18 protein-coding genes are annotated in these 20,253 nt (G+C 52.9%); 11 read left to right on the forward strand and 7 right to left on the reverse strand.

Annotated elements, in window-relative coordinates:
* Nucleotides 1–40: 40 nt before the first annotated feature.
* The 6 genes from G8S19_RS10830 to patD all read left to right on the forward strand — a co-directional run bounded on the left by G8S19_RS10830 (nucleotide 41) and on the right by patD (nucleotide 7,148).
* Nucleotides 41–1,450, forward strand: coding sequence for a PLP-dependent aminotransferase family protein (locus tag G8S19_RS10830; protein WP_061067941.1), 1,410 nt, complete (start codon nucleotides 41–43; stop codon nucleotides 1,448–1,450).
* A 329-nt stretch (nucleotides 1,451–1,779) separates the two neighbouring features.
* Nucleotides 1,780–2,925, forward strand: coding sequence for a putative ABC transporter substrate-binding protein YdcS (gene ydcS / locus G8S19_RS10835; protein ID WP_048211602.1), 1,146 nt, complete (start codon nucleotides 1,780–1,782; stop codon nucleotides 2,923–2,925).
* Between the two features lie 16 nt (nucleotides 2,926–2,941).
* Nucleotides 2,942–3,958 carry an ABC transporter ATP-binding protein gene (locus G8S19_RS10840; RefSeq protein WP_253686556.1) on the forward strand — a complete coding sequence of 339 codons (1,017 nt, stop codon included), beginning with the start codon at nucleotides 2,942–2,944 and terminating at the stop codon, nucleotides 3,956–3,958.
* Complete coding sequence (locus G8S19_RS10845; protein WP_005126750.1) at nucleotides 3,959–4,903, forward strand: ABC transporter permease; 945 nt, start codon at nucleotides 3,959–3,961, stop codon at nucleotides 4,901–4,903.
* Nucleotides 4,893–5,699 carry an ABC transporter permease gene (locus G8S19_RS10850; protein WP_005126751.1) on the forward strand — a complete coding sequence of 269 codons (807 nt, stop codon included), beginning with the start codon at nucleotides 4,893–4,895 and terminating at the stop codon, nucleotides 5,697–5,699. Before G8S19_RS10845 ends, G8S19_RS10850 begins: the two co-directional genes overlap by 11 nt.
* A gap of 21 nt (nucleotides 5,700–5,720) precedes the next feature.
* Nucleotides 5,721–7,148 carry an aminobutyraldehyde dehydrogenase gene (gene patD, locus G8S19_RS10855; RefSeq protein WP_061067939.1) on the forward strand — a complete coding sequence of 476 codons (1,428 nt, stop codon included), beginning with the start codon at nucleotides 5,721–5,723 and terminating at the stop codon, nucleotides 7,146–7,148.
* A gap of 189 nt (nucleotides 7,149–7,337) precedes the next feature.
* Here patD and G8S19_RS10860 read toward each other — a convergent pair whose 3' ends face one another.
* Nucleotides 7,338–8,465 carry a multidrug effflux MFS transporter gene (locus tag G8S19_RS10860; RefSeq protein ID WP_199981874.1) on the reverse strand — a complete coding sequence of 376 codons (1,128 nt, stop codon included), beginning with the start codon at nucleotides 8,463–8,465 and terminating at the stop codon, nucleotides 7,338–7,340.
* Nucleotides 8,466–8,565: 100 nt separating this feature from the next.
* On the opposite strand from G8S19_RS10860, the gene G8S19_RS10865 reads away from it, so the two are divergent.
* Nucleotides 8,566–9,348 (forward strand): helix-turn-helix domain-containing protein, encoded by a 783-nt coding sequence (locus G8S19_RS10865; protein WP_371925585.1) that lies wholly within the window; start codon nucleotides 8,566–8,568, stop codon nucleotides 9,346–9,348.
* A 121-nt stretch (nucleotides 9,349–9,469) separates the two neighbouring features.
* Here the strand turns inward: G8S19_RS10865 and yncL are convergent, their stop codons facing one another.
* A complete protein-coding gene (gene yncL, locus G8S19_RS10870) occupies nucleotides 9,470–9,565 on the reverse strand; it encodes a stress response membrane protein YncL (RefSeq protein ID WP_071828932.1) in 96 nt (31 codons plus the stop codon).
* A gap of 192 nt (nucleotides 9,566–9,757) precedes the next feature.
* Here yncL and G8S19_RS10875 point away from each other — a divergent pair, with 192 nt between their 5' ends.
* A complete protein-coding gene (locus tag G8S19_RS10875; RefSeq protein WP_075551376.1) occupies nucleotides 9,758–9,931 on the forward strand; it encodes a GhoT/OrtT family toxin in 174 nt (57 codons plus the stop codon).
* Between the two features lie 19 nt (nucleotides 9,932–9,950).
* Here the strand turns inward: G8S19_RS10875 and G8S19_RS10880 are convergent, their stop codons facing one another.
* The 3 genes from G8S19_RS10880 to G8S19_RS10890 are packed head-to-tail and all read right to left on the reverse strand — an operon-like array spanning nucleotide 9,951 to nucleotide 16,400.
* The gene (locus G8S19_RS10880) at nucleotides 9,951–12,110 is read right to left on the reverse strand and encodes a virulence factor SrfC family protein (RefSeq protein ID WP_048211608.1); all 2,160 of its coding nucleotides are present in this window, start codon (nucleotides 12,108–12,110) and stop codon (nucleotides 9,951–9,953) included.
* A complete protein-coding gene (locus tag G8S19_RS10885) occupies nucleotides 12,107–15,085 on the reverse strand; it encodes a virulence factor SrfB (RefSeq protein ID WP_101742197.1) in 2,979 nt (992 codons plus the stop codon). Before G8S19_RS10885 ends, G8S19_RS10880 begins: the two co-directional genes overlap by 4 nt.
* Nucleotides 15,086–15,089: 4 nt before the next feature.
* The gene (locus G8S19_RS10890) at nucleotides 15,090–16,400 is read right to left on the reverse strand and encodes an SrfA family protein (RefSeq protein ID WP_253686560.1); all 1,311 of its coding nucleotides are present in this window, start codon (nucleotides 16,398–16,400) and stop codon (nucleotides 15,090–15,092) included.
* Between the two features lie 282 nt (nucleotides 16,401–16,682).
* Here G8S19_RS10890 and G8S19_RS10895 point away from each other — a divergent pair, with 282 nt between their 5' ends.
* Both G8S19_RS10895 and G8S19_RS10900 read left to right on the forward strand, forming a co-directional pair.
* Entirely contained in the window at nucleotides 16,683–18,281 is a 1,599-nt protein-coding gene (locus G8S19_RS10895) for an ABC transporter substrate-binding protein (RefSeq protein WP_253686562.1), read from the forward strand.
* 17 nt (nucleotides 18,282–18,298) lie between these two features.
* Nucleotides 18,299–18,532: a YdcY family protein gene (locus tag G8S19_RS10900; RefSeq protein ID WP_253686564.1), complete on the forward strand. Its 234-nt coding sequence runs from the start codon at nucleotides 18,299–18,301 to the stop codon at nucleotides 18,530–18,532.
* A 77-nt stretch (nucleotides 18,533–18,609) separates the two neighbouring features.
* Here G8S19_RS10900 and G8S19_RS10905 read toward each other — a convergent pair whose 3' ends face one another.
* Entirely contained in the window at nucleotides 18,610–19,059 is a 450-nt protein-coding gene (locus G8S19_RS10905; RefSeq protein WP_048211612.1) for a DMT family transporter, read from the reverse strand.
* The gene (gene mddA, locus G8S19_RS10910) at nucleotides 19,056–19,574 is read right to left on the reverse strand and encodes an L-methionine sulfoximine/L-methionine sulfone acetyltransferase (protein WP_048211613.1); all 519 of its coding nucleotides are present in this window, start codon (nucleotides 19,572–19,574) and stop codon (nucleotides 19,056–19,058) included. Before mddA ends, G8S19_RS10905 begins: the two co-directional genes overlap by 4 nt.
* A gap of 37 nt (nucleotides 19,575–19,611) precedes the next feature.
* On the opposite strand from mddA, the gene G8S19_RS10915 reads away from it, so the two are divergent.
* The gene (locus G8S19_RS10915; RefSeq protein WP_048211614.1) at nucleotides 19,612–20,187 is read left to right on the forward strand and encodes an XRE family transcriptional regulator; all 576 of its coding nucleotides are present in this window, start codon (nucleotides 19,612–19,614) and stop codon (nucleotides 20,185–20,187) included.
* The last annotated feature ends 66 nt before the right edge of the window (nucleotides 20,188–20,253 follow it).

Raw genomic sequence — 20,253 nt, forward strand, 5'->3', positions numbered from 1 at the left:
ATACAGAGGTTGTCACCGATACCGAATATCAGGACGAAAAATGAAGAAATACCAGCGACTGGCGGAGCAAATTCGCGATCAAATCGCGTCTGGCGTATGGCAACCAGGCGATCGGTTGCCCTCTTTGCGCGAGCAGGTGGCAAGCAGCGGGATGAGTTTTATGACCGTGGGGCATGCCTACCAACTGCTGGAAAGTCAGGGGCGGATCATCGCCCGGCCGCAGTCGGGCTATTATGTTGCCGCGCGCCCCGAACGCGAAGCCGCCGTACCGCAGGTACAGGTCATGCGCGATGAGGCCGTGGATATCAACACCTACATCTTTGACATGCTGCAGGCCAGTCGTGATGCTTCCGTGATGCCGTTTGCATCCGCTTTCCCCGATCCACGCTTATTTCCGCTTCAGCAGCTTAATCGCTCGCTGGCTCAGGTGAGTAAAACGGCTACCGCCATGAGTGTTATCGAAAACCTGCCGCCAGGAAATGATGAACTGCGTCATGCTATTGCCCGTCGATATGCGCAACAGGGAATGACCCTTTCTCCGGATGAAATTGTGATCACCACTGGCGCACTTGAAGCGCTTAACCTGAGCCTGCAGGCGGTCACTGAGCCGGGGGATTGGGTGATTGTCGAAAATCCGTGTTTTTACGGCGCATTACAGGCTCTGGAGCGATTGCGCCTGAAGGCGTTGTCCGTTGCCACCGACGTGAAGGACGGAATCGACCTTGTCGCACTGGAGCAGGCCCTACAGGAGTACCCGGTCAAAGCCTGCTGGCTGATGACCAACAGCCAAAATCCGTTGGGTTTTACACTCAGCGCACGGAAAAAAGCCCATCTGGTCGCATTACTGGAAAAATACAATGTGATGCTGATTGAAGATGATGTTTACAGCGAACTCTATTTTGGCCGGGAGAAACCACTGCCGGCTAAAGCGTGGGATCGAGGAGACAGGGTGTTGCACTGTTCATCTTTCTCGAAATGTCTGGTCCCCGGATTTCGCATCGGTTGGGTTGCTGCCGGGAAACATGCCCGTCGTATTCAGCGACTCCAGTTGATGAGCACCTTATCCACCAGTTCCCCAATGCAGCTTGCGTTGGTGGACTACCTGTCGACCCGGCGTTATGACGCGCATTTGCGACGGCTGCGTCGTCAGCTGGCGGAACGCAAACAGCAGGCCTGGCAAACGTTGCTGCGTCATCTTCCGGCAGAGGTCAAAATACACCATAACGACAGCGGCTATTTTCTGTGGCTCGAACTGCCAGAACCGCTGGATGCGGGAGAACTCAGCACCCAGGCGCTGGCGCACCACATCAGCATCGCACCAGGTAAGATGTTTTCAACCTCGGGGACATGGTCACGTTTCTTTCGTTTTAATACCGCATGGCACTGGGGTGAACGCGAAGAACAGGCGGTTAAACAGCTTGGAAAATTAATTCGCGAGATGATGAAATAAAACTGAATGTGCTATTCAATATAAAAGAATAGCGCATTCTTATTTTAGAAATAGTGAATGTTAAACCCTGATGTTATTTATATCAGGTGCCACCATACGAAATATCAATAGTTCTTCCTGGTGCCACCATGGCACTTAACTCCTTGTCTATACTCCAGAAGATTAAATTACTTTGCTATAACCCGTGGCGTAATGAGCGTTAGCTCACAACCTGATTAAATTTCCTTGCGCCAGCAGGAACGCTTTCAACACCCCGACTATTTTTAGGAAAGGACATATATTTACGGCAAGGCTGCCGCTCAATATTTTTTCGACAGGAGTAAGACGTTATGAGCAAGCAATTTGCCCTCAGTAGCTTGTGTGCACTCAGTATGACGCTGATGACAGCCCATGCAGCCGAACCCCCAACATCATTAGATAAACCGGAAGGGCGCCTGGATATTATTGCCTGGCCAGGTTATATCGAACGCGGACAAACCGATAAACAATATGACTGGGTTTCGCAGTTTGAGAAGGAAACCGGTTGTGCCGTCAATGTTAAAACAGCGGCCACATCAGACGAAATGGTGAGCCTGATGGCGAAAGGCGGCTATGACCTGGTGACGGCTTCTGGTGATGCTTCACTGCGTCTGATTATGGGCAAACGTGTCCAGCCTATAAATCCTGCGCTTATCCCAAACTGGAAAACTATCGATCCGCGCGTGGTCAAAGGGGAATGGTTTAACGTCGGTGGGAAAGTTTACGGCACTCCTTATCAATGGGGTCCCAACTTGCTGATGTATAACACCAAAACCTTCCCAACGCCGCCAGATAGTTGGAAAGTGGTGTTCGTCGAGCAAAAACTTGAGGACGGAAAAAGCAATAAAGGGCGAGTCCAGGCGTACGATGGCCCGATCTATATCGCCGATGCGGCGCTGTTCGTCAAAGCCACTCAACCGCAGTTGGGTATCACCGATCCCTATCAGCTCACCGAGAAACAGTATCAGGCGGTCATCAAAGTCCTGAGCGATCAGCACGCACTGATTCATCGCTACTGGCATGACACCACTGTGCAAATGAGTGACTTCAAAAACGAAGGTGTGGTGGCATCAAGCGCCTGGCCTTATCAGGCTAACGCCCTGAAAGCAGAAGGCCAGCCAATCGCCACGGTTTTCCCGAAAGAGGGCGTCACCGGTTGGGCTGACACCACCATGCTGCATAGCGAAGCAAAACATCCTGTTTGTGCTTACAAATGGATGAACTGGTCATTAACCCCGAAAGTTCAGGGCGACGTCGCAGCCTGGTTTGGATCTCTGCCGGTAGTCCCTGAAGGTTGTAAAGCCAGCCCGTTGCTGGGCGAAAAAGGCTGTGAAACCAACGGCTATAGCTATTTCGACAAAATTGCTTTCTGGAAAACGCCAATCGCAGAAGGTGGAAAATTCGTTCCTTACAGTCGCTGGACGCAGGATTACATCGCCATTATGGGCGGTCGTTAATTCCGCTGGGGGTTTTATGACGTACGCAGTGGAGTTTCATAATGTCTCGCGTCTGTACGGGGATGTTCGTGCAGTTGATGGGGTAAGTATTGCAATTAATGATGGTGAGTTTTTCTCTATGCTGGGGCCATCCGGCTCCGGCAAAACGACCTGTCTGCGCATGATTGCAGGGTTTGAGCAGCTTTCGGGCGGTTCAATTAAAATTTTTGGTAAGCAAGCCAGTGAATTACCGCCCTGGGAACGGGACGTCAATACGGTATTTCAGGATTACGCACTATTCCCGCATATGTCGATTCTCGACAACGTGGCTTATGGGCTGATGGTGAAAGGCATTGATAAAAAGCAGCGTCATGCCAGGGCACGCGAAGCGTTAGATAAGGTTGCGCTCGGCTTTGTCTATGAGCGCAAGCCATCACAACTCTCTGGTGGACAGCGTCAGCGTGTAGCGATTGCCCGTGCGTTGGTCAATGAGCCTCGCGTCCTGCTGTTGGATGAGCCACTTGGCGCGTTGGATCTCAAGCTACGCGAACAGATGCAACTGGAGCTGAAAAAACTCCAGCAGTCTCTCGGTATCACCTTTATTTTTGTCACCCACGATCAGGGTGAGGCGCTGTCAATGTCCGATCGTGTGGCGGTATTTAACAATGGTCGTATCGAGCAGGTGGATTCACCGCGAGAACTCTACATGCGTCCGCGCACGCCGTTTGTGGCGAGTTTTGTAGGTACGTCAAACGTCTTTGACGAAGCGATGTCGGCAAACGTCTGTGGCTTACAGGGGATGTTCTCGCTGCGCCCGGAACACATTCGGTTAAATGATATGGCGGGCGAGGTTCAGGCTCGGGGTGTCATTCAGGCGGTGCAGTACCAGGGGGCGGTGACGCGTTTTGAACTGAAACTTGCCGGTGGTGAAAAGTTGCTGGTGAGCCAGGCGAACCTGACGGGAGAAAGGCTGCCGTCGGCGCTGTCGCCGGGTCAGCAGGTGATGGCATCGTGGTCACGCGATGTCATGGTTCCGCTGGTAGAGGAGAGGTGAATGGCTATGAACGTCATACATTCGCCAGCACAGCCGACAAAGCTGAACCGTATCTCGGGGTTCTTCTGGCGTAATCCAGGGCTTGGGCTGTTTTTGCTACTACTCGGGCCGCTGATGTGGTTTGGCATCGTCTACTTTGGATCGTTGCTGACGCTGTTGTGGCAAGGTTTTTACACCTTCGACGATTTCACTATGTCGGTGACGCCAGACCTGACGCTGGCGAATCTGCAGGCGCTGTTTAATCCGGCTAATTACGACATCATTGTGCGAACGTTGACAATGGCGGTGGCGGTGACGATTGCCAGCGCCATTCTGGCGTTCCCGATGGCATGGTATATGGCGCGCTATACCAGTGGCAAAATGAAAGCCTTTTTTTACATTGCCGTCATGTTGCCGATGTGGGCGAGCTATATCGTCAAAGCCTATGCGTGGACGCTGCTGTTAGCGAAAGACGGCGTGGCGCAGTGGTTTCTAACCCATCTCGGGCTGGAGCCACTGTTGACCGCTTTCCTCACCTTGCCGGCTGTCGGCGGTAATACGCTGTCAACATCGGGATTAGGGCGCTTTTTGGTTTTTGTCTACATCTGGCTTCCCTTTATGATCCTGCCGGTTCAGGCTGCTCTGGAACGGCTTCCGCCCTCGCTTTTGCAGGCATCGGCCGATCTGGGCGCGCGTCCTCGTCAAACCTTCCGCTATGTGGTTTTCCCGCTGGCAATACCCGGTATAGCCGCCGGTTCTATCTTTACTTTTTCACTGACGCTGGGTGACTTTATTGTGCCGCAACTGGTGGGACCGCCGGGATATTTCATCGGCAACATGGTGTATTCGCAACAAGGGGCTATCGGCAATATGCCAATGGCGGCGGCATTCACTCTGGTGCCCATTGTTTTAATTGCACTGTATCTGGCGTTCGTGAAGCGTCTGGGAGCTTTCGATGCACTCTGAACGCGCACCCTGGTTACTCAAACTGGCAGCATGGGGAGGGGTTCTTTTTCTGCACTTTCCCATCCTCATCATCGGCACCTATGCTTTTAATACAGAGGAGGCTGCTTTTAGTTTTCCGCCTCAGGGACTGACATTACGTTGGTTTAGCGTGGCGGCGCAGCGTAGCGATATTCTTGAATCAGTGACGTTGTCACTTAAGATTGCCGCGTTGTCGACAGCAATCGCTCTGGTACTGGGTACGCTGGCGGCGGCTGCGCTGTGGCGCAGGGACTTTTTCGGTAAAAGCGCAATATCGCTGTTGCTGCTGTTGCCGATTGCGCTGCCGGGCATTATTACCGGCCTGGCACTGCTGACGGCATTTAAGACCATCAACCTGGAACCGGGTTTTCTCACGATCGTGGTGGGGCATGCGACGTTTTGCGTGGTGGTTGTCTTTAACAACGTCGTGGCGCGTTTTCGCCGTACCTCATGGAGTCTGGTTGAAGCGTCTATGGATCTTGGCGCCAACGGCTGGCAAACCTTTCGTTATGTCGTGCTGCCCAATCTGGCATCAGCACTGCTGGCGGGGGGCATGCTGGCGTTTGCCTTGTCGTTTGATGAAATCATCGTGACAACGTTCACCGCCGGACATGAAAGAACACTTCCGCTGTGGCTGCTCAATCAACTGGGTCGCCCACGAGATGTGCCTGTTACCAACGTTGTGGCATTGCTGGTAATGCTGGTAACAACACTGCCAATTTTAGGGGCCTGGTGGCTAACGCGTGAAGGCGACACCGTCGCCGGAAACGGTAAATAAACGACGATATGGGAAATTGCTATGCAACATCAATTACTGATTAACGGTGAGCTGGTCAGCGGTGAAGGTGAAAAGCAACCAGTTTATAACCCTGCCACTGGTGAACTTATTCTGGAGATTGCTGAGGCGTCAGCCGCGCAGGTTGATGCCGCAGTGCGCGCGGCAGACAATGCGTTTGCCTCCTGGGGCCAAACCACGCCGAAAGTGCGTTCGGAGCTGTTGTTAAAGCTGGCGGACACCATTGCAGATAATGCACAGACCTTCGCTGAGCTGGAATCGCTTAACTGCGGTAAACCACTACATTGTGTGCTTAATGATGAAATTCCGGCCATCGTGGACGTTTTCCGTTTCTTCGCGGGGGCTGCGCGCACCCTGCAAGGACAGGCCGCTGGGGAGTATCTGGAAGGGCATACCTCCATGATTCGTCGCGATCCGCTGGGTGTGGTGGCCTCCATCGCGCCGTGGAACTACCCGCTGATGATGGCGGCATGGAAGCTGGCTCCAGCGCTGGCCGCCGGTAACTGCGTGGTGATTAAACCTTCAGAAATTACCCCGCTGACGGCGCTTAAACTGGCGGAATATGCGAAAGATATTTACCCGGCAGGCGTGATTAACGTCCTGTTTGGTCGTGGTAAAACAGTGGGCGATCCGCTGACCGGCCATGAAAAAGTACGTATGGTTTCACTGACCGGCTCCATTGTGACCGGGGAACATATTATCCAGCATACTGCGCCTTCGATTAAACGCACGCATATGGAACTGGGCGGGAAAGCCCCGGTGATTATTTTTGATGATGCGGACCTTGATGCGGTGGTCAGTGGTGTACGGACCTTTGGGTATTACAACGCCGGACAGGATTGCACTGCTGCCTGTCGAATCTACGCGCAAAAAGGCATCTATGATGCGTTGGTCGAAAAACTCGGCGCTGCAGTTGCCAGCCTGAAAATCGGCGCACCGAATGATGAAACGACAGAACTGGGACCGTTAAGCTCACAGGCGCATCTTGACAGGGTAGCTAAAGCAGTCGATGACGCGAAAGCGCTCGGACACATTAAGGTCATCACCGGCGGCAAAAAAGTGGAGGGTTCAGGCTATTATTTTGCGCCAACGTTGCTGGCGGGCGCGAAACAGGAAGATGCTATCGTGCAGCGTGAGGTCTTTGGTCCGGTGGTCAGTGTTACCGTCTTTGAAGATGAAGATCAGGTCCTGGCGTGGGCCAATGATTCGAAGTATGGACTGGCCTCGTCAGTCTGGACGCGGGATGTTGGTCGCGCGCACCGACTGAGCGCCCGCCTGCAGTATGGTTGCACCTGGGTCAATACGCACTTCACGCTGGTTAGCGAGATGCCTCACGGTGGGCAAAAACAGTCTGGATATGGCAAGGATATGTCGGTTTACGGGCTGGAAGATTACACGATTGTTCGCCATGTCATGATCAAGCATGAGTAATATCTTAAGCGCGAGCGGTAAATGGGGCACGGATAGCTAAATATTGGTAAACGTGTGTCTATACTATTCGCGCCACTGGCCTCGTCGCCATCGGACGGCGGTAAGTTGGAAATATCCGCGAGGTCAGGCTAATTTGCACACCATCAGGCCCCGGCACAATGTCGGGGCCTGATTATTTAGGTGATTGTTCTAACGACGGCACAGGCTACATAGCCAGGCGATGAACGCACAGATAGTCAGAACCAATCCCAGTTGCTGCACGATACCCGCTAACCCTAACATCATTCCCAGTAACAGGTAGTAGCATAATCCGAACAGAGCACCTGCGGCCCCGGCCTGTTCACGATAGTGATGCAGAGCCTGACTCAACACATTGGGGATCGCGATGCCATAGGCAACAACAACCCCAACCACTGGCAACAGAATCCAGACTGAATGCTGTAGCCACCATGCCGCGAGACCAGACAGCAGAGCTAAAGCACAGGCATGGCGCACCAGATATCCCGATGACAAGCCGCTCGTTAACAGCTTGCGATTCAGCAGGCTGCCTGACAGTGACGCGAGGGCAAGCAAGGATCCCGTCCAGCCAAATGCCCTGGAACTCCATCCTAACTGTCCGAAAAGAAACGGGGCCAGGCTGTAGTAGCTGAATAGCATAGTATTCAACAGAGCAACCAGCATGGCATTTTTCCACAGTGTACTGTCCCTCACCATCCGGGAGACCAGTCCCGTTAATTGTGGTCTGCGCGTAGTCTCCGGCCGTGTTTCCGGCAATAAGGCTGCGGTTAACATCAGTAGCAGTATCGCCAGCAATACCAGCGCAGTAAAAACGCCCGTATGGCCGTAAAGACTGACTAACCAACCCCCGCTCACCAGACCAAAAACCGGGCTGATTGCCAGTGCTGCGCCCATAATGGAAAAAATGCGGGACAGTGTTGTTGATTCATAACTGTCCCTCAACATAGTCTGCACCACAACAGACCCGGCGGCCGCGCCAATGGCTGATACCATACGGGCCAGCAGCAAGACGCTGAAATCAGTGGCAATAACCGCCATTACGGAACCCGCTCCGTAACAGAGAAGTCCAGCTACCATTGCCCACCGTCGTCCAATGCAGTCGCTAAGCCAGCCCCATAGCGCAACCCCCACGGCAAAGGCGACAAAATAAACGGAAAGTGTTTGAGCAGCACGTTCACTGCTTATTTGAAAAAACGTGGCGATATTTGGCAACGCCGGGCTGTAAATGGTTTCCACCAGTTGCGGAAACATAATCAGTAATGTGAGAAGCCACAAGGGCGGTCGATGGGTCATATTCATGGCAATATCCAAGAAGCAAAAAACTTGGGGGGATTATTGCTGAATAGAAAATGTCTTATTACCATTATCAGGACTTTATATATCAAATATCGGACAGATGATGAAAATTGCGCCTGATGATGTCTTCGACCCGGATGGTTTTAAGGAAACAGTAGTGGGTATTGCCTCTGATATGGGCGTACATGATTCAGGTCGGCACAGTCATCTTCGCCATCAGTTACTCTTTTCGGCGGCGGGGTGTATCACCATTGAACTGGAAAATACCCTGTGTCTGCTTCCGCCTCGCCGTGCGGTCTGGATCTCCGCGGGTACGGTTCACCGGGCCATCATGCGCGGGGTGATGGCTTATCGGTCATTATATTTTTCAACCATTCTGCCGCCGTTATCCGCATTGCCGCTACAGGTTGTCGAAGTGAACCCGCTCTTTTTTGAAGTCATAGAACGGATGGCATTCTGGCCCTGGCAAATGACAGAAACGCAGCAGGCCAGCCTCATCACTGTTTTTTGTGAGGAAATCAGGGCCGCACGCCGTGAAAACTGGACGTTGCAGTTTCCCTCTGATGTCCGCCTGAATCTGTGGCTGGAAGGGGTTCGAATGGGGACGTTACCGCCCCGACTGAATCAGTTGTCCCGCCTGGTCGGTGCCTGCGAACGGACAATCAGCCGCATCTTTATCAGAGATACAGGGATGAATTATCAGACCTGGCGGCAGCAATTCAGGCTGTTAAAAGCGATGGAGATGTTGGCGGAGGGTGACTCAATCAGCCAGGTGGCGCAACAGCTGGAATTTGTTAGCGACAGTGCTTTTATCGTGTTTTTTCGGCAGCTTACAGGTACGACACCGACCCGCTATCACGGGGGAATAATGCCGCAGAAGGATTAGGGGTGTTACATATTAAGGATAATTTACCGGGCAGTGACGGAGTGCGAAGATCGTTTACTAATGGCAGAGAGAAGATTTTCTCTCTGCCAGCAGGCGCTGCAATTCATCAAAAAGAGTCACATCAAGCAAACCAGCCGAACCTTACGGAGATCAGGCTGAAAAGTCCTACAGCAGCAAATATATTTATCAGCACCACGGTCTTACTGGAAACATTCATTTTTGCCACCTTTCGTTTTTACCCCTTTGGGTATAGTACGGCTTATAGCTATCCGCAATAGTACGAAATCTGAACATATTGAAAGTGGGCTGTTATTTAGGCGGTTTTCTTAAATAAATGAATAAAACTTGATGTGGGTCATAAAAGAGAGCATATTGCGCGCGATTTTCTCTTCTGGCCTGGATGCCCTAAATGTCTCTGTACCAAAAAATGTTGTTTTTTTATGCGGTAATGGCTGCAATTGCGGCCATTACCACCTGGTTTCTGTCACGTGATAAAAAACGTATTCGCTTTCTGAGCGCGGTATTAGTCGGGGCGACATGGCCGATGAGCTTTCCCGTCGCACTCCTGTTTTCTCTTTTCTGATGGCGTTGTCAATGCCGTTTCAGGGGGCCAGCAGAGCGACTAATCGCAGTCTGTCGTCTTTGGTTACGTCCAGAGGATGCTGGTATCCCACGTTTTCATTCGCACGGGTGTACAACGCAACCAGCCAGTCGTAAACGTGTCGGCTTGCACCGTGCTGCGGCTGCTCATCCAATTGAGTCAGGCGCGACATCGGTTGTTGTACTGGCGCACTGAAAATAGCCGCACCCTTGAGGATCCTGCTGGCAGGGCGTTGATCCTCTGCAACGTTGGCGTAGCCGAGCCAGGTAATAAAATCACCGATATCGGCGTGTAACTGCGCCCCGCAGACATTCTCTCGCTGCATAATCTGCTGAAGGCGTTGAGGCATCTCCAGTCGATAGCTGGTAGTGATAAGAATGTCGGCTACCTGTCTAAGCGTTCGAGGATCAAGCCGCAATCGGCGCGCATTATTGTCATCACGACACCACTGACGCACATGGTTGATCCACATTTTGTGCGCCTGGTATCCGGTCTCTTTGCTTTCGGAAGCATGCGACGGTTCCCGGACGTCGGCAAACAGGTCAATCTCTTCATTAAAGAGTCCACTGACTTGTTCTTCACGTGGCTGCTGGATACGCAGCAACGACTCAAAGCAGCGCATCGGTGGTAGTAACCCCTCCAGGAGTTCACCATGCTTTGCTGCCTGGGCCTGAAGCTGGCGGATCACTGTCTCGCTGGAGTCTGGCACGCTTTCGCTGTCGTTAAGCCAGCTCATCAGCGCCTCACGAACACGCTGTTGATGCTGTTCATGCAGGGACGTTAATCGCGACTGGCGTTGTTGAGCGGATGTCGCTTGCGACAGCCATTCAGCAAGGCGCAACAGGCTGTGTTTATCCAGTGCCTGCAATGTTCCCCAGCGCAACCCAGGCTTGCCCATTAATTGCTGCACGGCCTCATCAAGGTTTTGCTGTGTGCTAAAACGAGCATCTTGTGGCGTAATGGCCCACACAACCCCCGGTAATGCCGCATCGTGTACGGGTTGGGTATCGTTGGCCCAGCTCATCAGCTTACGCGTGATGGCCGGTGTCTGCGAGCGTGAAGACACTGCGTTGCAGATCAGCAGGACATCGGGTTGCAGATGCTGGCGGTAATGTTCCAACATCCAGCCTAATTTGGCCCGCCACAGCGGGTTGGGGTGGGCATCCGGTGCGAGGGGAATATCGAGCAGGTCGACGTTTTCCAACACCGAGTCTTCGACAGTCAGCACCAGTTCACGCGTCAGCAGCGCCAGCGATTCCAGCGACAGACTGACCGCGTTAAGCAACTGATGGTTTGCAACAGGATGAACCACCACATCGCTTTGCGCGTCATTCCCGGTTAATGCGACCTGGGTCAGGAAGCTTTCGGCGGGCAAGCCAAAATGATCGACCAACAAACTCAGCGGTGCGGCTAGCTCGTGCGCCTGTCCGGTTTGTTGCAAAGTATGCGCTAATGCCAGCCATTGCTGCGTTAACTCTGGTTGTTCTCCCCACAACAGCGCCCAGGCGTGAGCGCGGGTGGTTAGATCCAGCGCCGGCAGCAATGTAGCAAATTGATGCCATAGTGCATCATCAATTTGCTGCTGGTTTGCAGGAACACAAGAGCGCCAAAAACGGCCGATGGCGGCTACGTCATGTGCCGTGATGCCCTGAACCGGATGACGTTGACGCAGCGTTTGCCATTTTTCTAACCGGGCTTCAATAATCGATTTTTCAACCTGGCGGCTGTCAGGCATTGCGCAAAACTGCGTGATAAACAGCTGTACCAGTTCCGCTTCACTCAGTAGGCGCAGACGCAGGGGCCACTCGCTATCAACGGGATTGTCTTCACGCGTAAAGCGGATCGCCATATTGGTCGGCGCATGGCCCGGATTGATATGCGAAAAATAATCAAAACTGCGATCCGGTGTTGCAATATTCAATTTCCCACTGGTGTTGCTGCACAGTGCGGACAACAGATGTGCTTTTGCTGGCTGTGAATGACCGTACAGACCCACACAGCCACGCGCTGAAAACGCCGTATTCAGCGCAGACTCAGTAACCGCGGCGATGGTGAGCTGAGCGAGCAGGGAATCCGCTTCATCATCAAGACGCGCTGCGCGCTGGCGTGTGTCATTCACCCATTCGATGGCGGCTTGTGCTGTGTTAAACATCTTACTCATTTCAGGTACACACTCCCGCTATCAATCCAGTAATGGCTGCCGCTATGGCGACGATCTGCCAGTGTATTCAGTTTTAACGTTAGGGCATTGGCGGCAACGGGCGTGCCATCCTGTAGCCAGGCATCACTGAGAACGAAAAATTCCGGCCCTGTCTCTTTGCTGCCGCCGCGCAGTTGCAGCCGTACATTTAATACGCCGTCACCGGCAATCGTTTTTGCCAGCTCAGCGGAATTGATGCTCAGCGTATACAGCGGGGTGGCTGGCCAGCGGCTGTTTGCTAACTGGCGAAAGCCCAGCGTCACGTTGCCGCGCAGCGGGAAGTGCAGACGGGTATCCAGTTTTGCTCCAGGTTTATCCAGATCAATGTCGTGATACCAGATATTCTCATCGCGCAACGTATTGACCGTATTATCCAGTACGCCTAGGTAGCGGACCGTCGAGTACGCGCCGATATCCGCAGCTTTAAAATTAAAGCGCGGCAGGCGTAAATCCAGCGCCAGGCTACACAGCATCGCGCCAACGGCAGCGGTAGATTTTGGATTGCCGATACGCCCTTGCTGGCTGAACGGATACCACTCATGTACGCGATAGCTGTCCATCCAGATCATGCGGTTGACCGGAACGGGTTGCAGATGGCGGATTAGCGCCTGAACCCCCGGCAAACAGGCGGGTCTGCCAGTGACTAACAAAATATCGCAACGATAGTGGGAAATCGCTTCGCAAACGGCGTGCAGAGGGGATGTCAGGGTAAATTGCCCTGCCAGCAGCGCTTCTTGCAACTGCCTGAACTGTACCTGCAACGGAACGCTCAGCACATCAAAAGCCGGTGAACCAGACGGTACAGCATGATCGATAGCCTGCTGGATATAGTTCATCACATTGCGTGTCGGGCGCTGAGAAAGCAGTTCGCCAAAGGTGGCGTGCAACCCCGCTACGGGATCGTTAATATCGCTTTGCTCCCAGGCACTGAGCACCGCATGACCCAGTGGCATAAAGAGTTGCAACGCGGTTTGTTGTCGCAAAATAGCCTGAGTATCGATTCTCCCGGAATCACCAAACAGTGTGGCCAGCAGCGCGGCGGCATCGGTCACGCCAGCTTGTTGTAAGCGGGTTTGCAGGGCGGGCAGTATGCAGCGTTGTATGACATCCAACAACATGTCGTCCCCGGCGACTTTGAAGCCTTCACGAAACAGCAGATGCGGGGTGATTTTGACATTCGCCCCAACGCCGTCATCCAGTTGATAATGGACCACGGCCATATCCGTCGTGCCGCCGCCAATATCGATGGAGGCGACGCGCAGTGCACGACCTTTAACTTCACCGGGTTCTGGCTGGCGGTCCGGACGGGCGAGGGCGTTAAAGAACGATTCTGTGTGCCCGTCATAGTGTGAAATCGCTTCGTTATACAGCCAAACCAACTGTCCGCAGCTGGCCTCATCCCACTCCATCTGGATCTCAGGTACGGGAACAACGCTCTTTTCTTGCTGTTTGCGGGTGGTGAAATCTTCGTCCTGCGGGTGCCAGCCCATTGCTTTCCAGACCAGCGCAATGGCTTCAAACATACGCAGACGGAAGATCTCTCGCTCCTGTTTTGGCATGGCTGACGGCAGAGTGAGGATCAGCGTGCGCAACTGGCGTGGAGAGGCCGGGAACCCGAGACGCAGCCGTGTCGCTACGCTGTTAATTTGTCCCAGCGCCTGGGCCAGAATCTCGCACAACATATGCGTCATCAGCGTGCTGCGGCTGTATTGTGGTGAGAACACCGGCAGCCGGTCATCTTGCGGCAGGCTGAACAGCGGCTGACCGTCATCGTTCATCAGATTCATCAGCGGGAAGGCGGTAGCCAGCGGCTCGCGCTGCGTTTTACTGTTCATCTGGCTAAAGCGCCAGTCGTGTAAAACGGGGGTTTCATCCCATAAGTACCGGCGTGGGCTGGAGATCCCACTACTGCCTTCCGTTCCCATACGCTGCATCGCCAGCTTACGGGCTTCATCCCCAACGCGGACAATCGACGGCCAGATAAAGGCATCATCGCGGCCGCTCTCAACGGAGAAATGTTGCTTACCAAAGCGCGCCTCGGAAAACTCCAGTCGGCTGGTGAACAGGGGATCGTTGAGGAACTGTGGTTCACTTAATGAACGCACCTGCAATTCAGCCGTCTGACGCAAACCGTCATTGGCATCGCCATGATCTTCAATCAACACGCCGCAGGTATGGGTATTGCCAATATCCAGAATCAGATCGACAGGAATCGCGGGCGTGCTGAGCGTATGGGTCACCAGCTTCACTTCCGGGACGGAAAGTTGTTCGCCTAACAGGGTCAACAAATTCAGCCAGTGCGCCTGGTATTCAAAGTTGCGTAGAGCTTGTTGGATCTCCTGCTCTGAACGGTTTTCTTGCTGTGTGACGTGCTGCAAAAAGGACTCGCGTAGCCAGCCATCAATCCACGTCTGGTCGAGGAAATCTGCGATCTCATTATCGTGCCAGGCCAGCGCAAATCGCGTGCCATTCAGCAGATCGTTCTCATTGGGCGTCAATGCTGCCGGGGCTTCAGTCAACTGACTGTCCAGCGCCACCGTGACACGGTGAGTATTGCCGGCACTGTCCGGCTGTGCGAGTTTTCGCACCTGGACGCGCGCCCAGTTATCCGGGCCTTCAACAAATGTGCGGGGCGGGTTAAAACGCAGGAACGGCAGCGGCAACCAGACACCGTCAAGTACGTCCAGAGAATAATGCAGCGTCTGCGTGCTTTCCGGTTTCACTACTTCGGGTTGGCCACCGGTATTACCCGGCAGGGTATAGCGTCCCGACGCCAGATCAAAATCCAGACGCAGTAGCGGACCGTTTGCCGTTTTGCGAACAAAACGACCGTGGTGCGCAGATTCCTGTGGTGTCAGCCCAAAATCCAGAAATTGCACACCGCTATTGGCGATGAGCGTTACGCTCTGTTTGTAATCACACAGATTCACCAACATAAAATCAGGCACCTATCTTTTTGATCGTCAAAGGGATTTCCGCGTGTTCGTCATAACGTGCGGTACAAGCTGCGACGTCGTTTGTTCCTGCTTTGCAGGTGATTTCAGGCATTGGGTAACGCGAACCGTCCGTGCAACGGGCATTCCCGCGACTCTTAATCATTAATTCGCCCGATTGATGCAGACCAGAGAAAATTTCGGCGCGGCAAACGATATTGTCGCCATGCACGACGCGCGCAGTGCCCTTATTGGCCTGGATCTGATAGCGCAGCGATGGGGCTTTACCGCTGACCGGATCTTTTATATCGACCAGCACACGCCAGTTGCCGTTAAGAAAACGTGTTGTACCTGCCTTCATCTGGTTGGCATCCATTACCAGCGCATCTTTCGGGATGGCGGCTATCACCACCGGTCCTTCTACGGGCTTCTCTTTTTTCACTGGTGGAATAACGTCAGCCCGATGCAGCGGCAGCGAAGGTGTTAGTTCAGGCAGCGGATTACTGTCTACCTTTGCAACGTCAATGGAGGCAACCGCAGGTGCGGGAGATTCCGTGTGTTGTTTCCACAATAGCGGCCCTGCAATGGCGGCAATCACTGCAGCAGCAACGGGCAGGCTCCACAGCGGCAGGCGTCGCGTAGGCTTACGCTGTACTGGCGGCGGCGCAATCTCTGGCTCACTTACAATGACCAGGGGTTGTGGTTCGGGGTCAGCGGGTTTCGGTAGCTCAATAGCTGTTGTCAGCAGTGGGGTATCGGCCTCGGCGAAAGTGATTTCCGCCGGGATTTCTTCGACTTCCGGCTCCGGTTCAGGTGCCAATACAACCGGGGGAACGTCGGTATGACGCAGGCAATCGAGTACATCGTCACGGGTGTTTTCATTCAGATTGACGAAGCCCCAGAACGTAATGACGGGCTTGCCATCAACCAGGAACACGTGGTTCTCACCTGGAAACTGGATGGCTTTGTCGAGAAGTGAACCAAACAGTTGCAGAGAAGTTTTTCCCGATTGCAGGCTTTTCCGGCTCAGTGCAGCGGCATTCTCCAGCGTACTGGACAGATAGCGCAGAGCCCGAAAACGCGCATCTTCATCAGCGGCTTTCCACGCGACAGCCTTTCCTTCAACCGGGGAATACCAGTCCACCCGATCGCCACTGTCGTTAACTTGTGGTATTGCCAGACAGTCCGCCATCGCCTGTTGTTTACGCAGACGAAGCGTTTCACGAATTTGTAGTGCTGAATCAAACACGGCCTGACCACCGCCACCCACGGCCTGATAGTCATCCAAATTGCCGCTGCGCAAGAGAGTTTTTGCCACGTAATTGCCCCTTAGACTTCTTCACACATCTACTTTACGGGGAATAAAAGTAAGCAAACGTTGGAAGAGAGGCAAAAAGGGGCGAATTTTCATGGCATAGAGTATTGGGAAAAATCTTGACGTTTTGAAAAAGACTTAAGGTAAATTATTCCACCTGCGATGATGAATTAATCAGCGAAACCTGCCAGATTAGAATAACCTGATAGAGATTTGTTATTAGTGCGTATTTGCCAGCTATGCTCTGATAGACGAGTAAATAATAAAAGAAGAAGGCTTATAACCATGATTGCAAGGAAAACGCTGCTCGCGCTGGCACTCAGCGCCGTCTTACCAACAGGCGCTGCATATGCCGCCAGTACTGATACCATCGTTTACTGTTCTGAAGCATCCCCGGAATCATTTAACCCCCAAATAGCCAGTTCAGGTCCGTCGTTTGTCGCCAGTTCACAGGTGTTGTACAACCGATTGATCAACTTCGATCCGGTCAAAAATACTCCGGTCACGTCTCTGGCAACGGAGTGGACAATTTCCCCCGACGGCAAGACCTACACATTTACCCTGCGTCAGGGCGTGAAGTTCAATAGTAATAAGTTCTTTAAACCTACCCGTGATTTCAATGCTGATGACGTCGTTTTCTCAGTATTACGCCAGAAAGATGCCGATCATCCGTACCATAAGGTTTCACAGGGTAGCTATGAATATTTCAACGATGTTGGCCTGGACAAACTGATCAAAGAGGTTAAGAAGGTTGATGATTATCACGTTCAGTTTGTTCTGAACGAACCCAACGCGGCATTTCTTGCTGACTGGGGGATGGATTTTGCCTCTATTCTTTCGGCTGAATATGCCGACGAGATGCTGAAAAAAGGCACGCCGGAAAACGTCGATAACTGGCCGATTGGTACCGGGCCTTATGTTTTGCAACAATACAAGCAGGATTCACAAATCCGCTATCTGGCCAACCCGAACTACTGGGATGGTGAAGTTCCAACGAAACATCTGATTTTCTCCATCACACCAAACGTACAGACGCGACTGGCGAAACTGCAAACCAACGAATGCCAGATTATTCCCGCGCCAGCACCGGTGCAGTTTGATGAAATCAAAAAGAACAAAGATCTGACGCTGCATTCGGTTGAAGCGCTGAACGTCGGTTATCTGGCGTTTAATACGGAGAAAAAACCGTTTGATAACGTACTTGTGCGCCAGGCGCTGAACTATGCGACAGATAAAAAAGCCATTATTAACGCGGTCTTTTTAGGTTCCGGAACGGTGGCGAAATCGCCAATCCCGCCGAATATGATGGGCTTCAATAAAGACCTGAAAGATTACGCTTACGACCCGCAGAAAGCGAAAGAGCTGCTGAAGAAAGCGGGGTTGGAAAACGGTTTTGAAGCGACACTGTGGTCTATGCCGGTGCAGCGCCCCTATAACCCGAACTCTCGTCGTATTGCTGAGATGATTCAAAGCGACTGGGCAAAAGTTGGTGTGAAGGCGAAAATCGTCTCCTGGGAATGGGGGGAATATCTCTCCGGGATGCGTAAAGGCGAGCACGATACTGCGTTGTTTGGCTGGATGTCAGATAACGGTGACCCGGATAACTTTGCCGATGTTCTGCTGGGTTGTGACAGCATTAAAACCGGATCAAACGCCGCGCGCTGGTGTGATAAAGAGTATAATTCGCTGGTTCAAAAGGCGAAACTGGTGAGCAAACCGCAAGAGCGCGCCGCACTTTACCAGCAGTCGCAGGAAATTTTCTATCAGCAGGCCCCGTGGATTGCGCTGGCGAATGGCAAAACCTTCTATGCCACACGCAGCAACGTCAGCGGATACAGCGTTAGCCTGATGGGCAGTGATTTTTCAAAGGCGAAATTAAATTAATGAGTTAAGGAGGGAGTATGTCGCATCTGGATGAGGTCAGCGCACGTGTTGATGCCGCCATTGAAAAGAGCGTCATTACGCATATGAATGAATTGCTGATTGAGTTGAGCGATGATGTTGCGTTGAGCCGGGAAGATCGTTACACCCAGCAACAACGTTTGCGTACGGCAATTGCACATCATGGGCGCCAGCATAAAGAAGATATGGAAGCGCGTCGTGAGCAGTTGACCAAAGGCGGCTCTATTCTTTGATATTTCCTTGCCGGATGGCGGTGTTCACACCTTATCCGGCGTTCTGTAGGCCTGATAAGCGAAGCTCCATCAGGCAATTAAAACGAACGTCTTGCCACCAGCCAGGCACCCACAACCAGCAATATCGCACCGCATACCGGACCCACCAGCGCGCGAAGCGGTACACCCTGGCTACGCAGAATATCCAGCACCAGACCGCCAATAAGCTGGCTGGCGACCAGCACCGCGATGGTGGTGGCAGCGCCTACGTTTTGGTATCCGCTGATACTGGCAAAAACAAAGAACGACCCCAGTAAACCCGGGATTAATGTCCACCAGCGCACGCTGGAAACCAGTTCGCCAAACCCCGCCGCACCTTGTTTAAACCATAGTATGCTGACAAACAAGACGATCCCGACCAGTGAGTTAAGCAACATAGCAATAAGGATTGTCGAGGACGTCTGGGTAATGCGTACCATCAAAGTGTTTTGCACCACCAGACCAATACCTGCGGCAATCAGAAAGGAGAGGGTCAGCGTCTGGTTCATCCACGCGCATCCGGTTCGCTGCGGTCGTCTAACTGTAGCTGCATAAAAGTCAGATCCAGCCAACGACCAAATTTAGTCCCGACCTGGGGCATCTGCGCGGTAATATTGAAACCCAGCGTGCTATGCAGGTGGAGCGATGCCTGATTGTGCGACTCAATTCCTGCCACCATGACATGCTTGCCACACGCGCGCGCTTCTTCAATGAGTCTGCTGAGCAGCCTGCGCCCCAGTCCTTTTCCCTGATGTTCCGGGTGCACGTACACTGAATGTTCGACGGTATGACGGAAACCGTCAAAGTTGCGCCAGTCGCCAAAAGAGGCGTACCCCGTGACGACGCCATTCTCTTCACTTACCAGTACCGGATACCCCATCAGTTGGCGAGCCTCATACCAGGAGATGCGGTTTTCGGCATCGACCGTTTGATCGTTCCAGATAGCGGCCGTATGCAGTACGGCGTGATTGTAGATTTCTGCGATGGCGGCGCAGTCGTCTTTGCTGGCAAATCGAATTGACATGTTGAACCTCAGGGGCTGTTCACTATAGTATTACAATATGAATACTATTGAAGACAGCATAAATCAACGGATCAGTGCAAGAATTCGCATTGAGCGGGAATCTCGCGGCTGGTCGCTGACGGAACTTGCCGAACGAGCAGGGGTCTCGCGGGCGATGATCCATAAAATAGAACGTGGAGAGAGCAGTCCAACGGCGACGCTACTGGGACGGCTTTCCGGTGCGTTTGGTATCAGCATGTCGACGCTGATTGCCCGAGCCGAAATGCAGGAGGGTAAACTGCTGCGTTTCGCCGACCAGCCGGTCTGGCACGATCCGCAAAGCCACTATTTGCGCCGCCACGTATCTCCGCGCAGCGATCTGCCTATCGATCTGGTGCAAATCGAATTACCGGCCGGCAGTGATATCCCGATGCCCGCCTCTTCCTACGTGCAGGCCCGACAGCTTCTCTGGTTGCAGCAGGGCGAATTGGTGTTTGTGGAAGGTGATACACGCCATGAAATGAAAGCCGGGGACTGCCTGGAGCTGGGGCCGCCAAATGACTGTCGGTTTATCAATGAAACCGCGCAGTCCTGCGTTTATCTGGTTGTGCGGTTAAACCACGCTGGCAATTAATGTGAAAGCATCGCAGAGATAGCGCGTCTACTATTGATGGATTCATGCCAAAAGCTGAGGAGAACA

It is taken from the genome of Citrobacter sp. SX206 (genome assembly GCF_024181025.1).
In the GTDB taxonomy this organism is placed as follows: domain Bacteria; phylum Pseudomonadota; class Gammaproteobacteria; order Enterobacterales; family Enterobacteriaceae; genus Citrobacter; species Citrobacter youngae.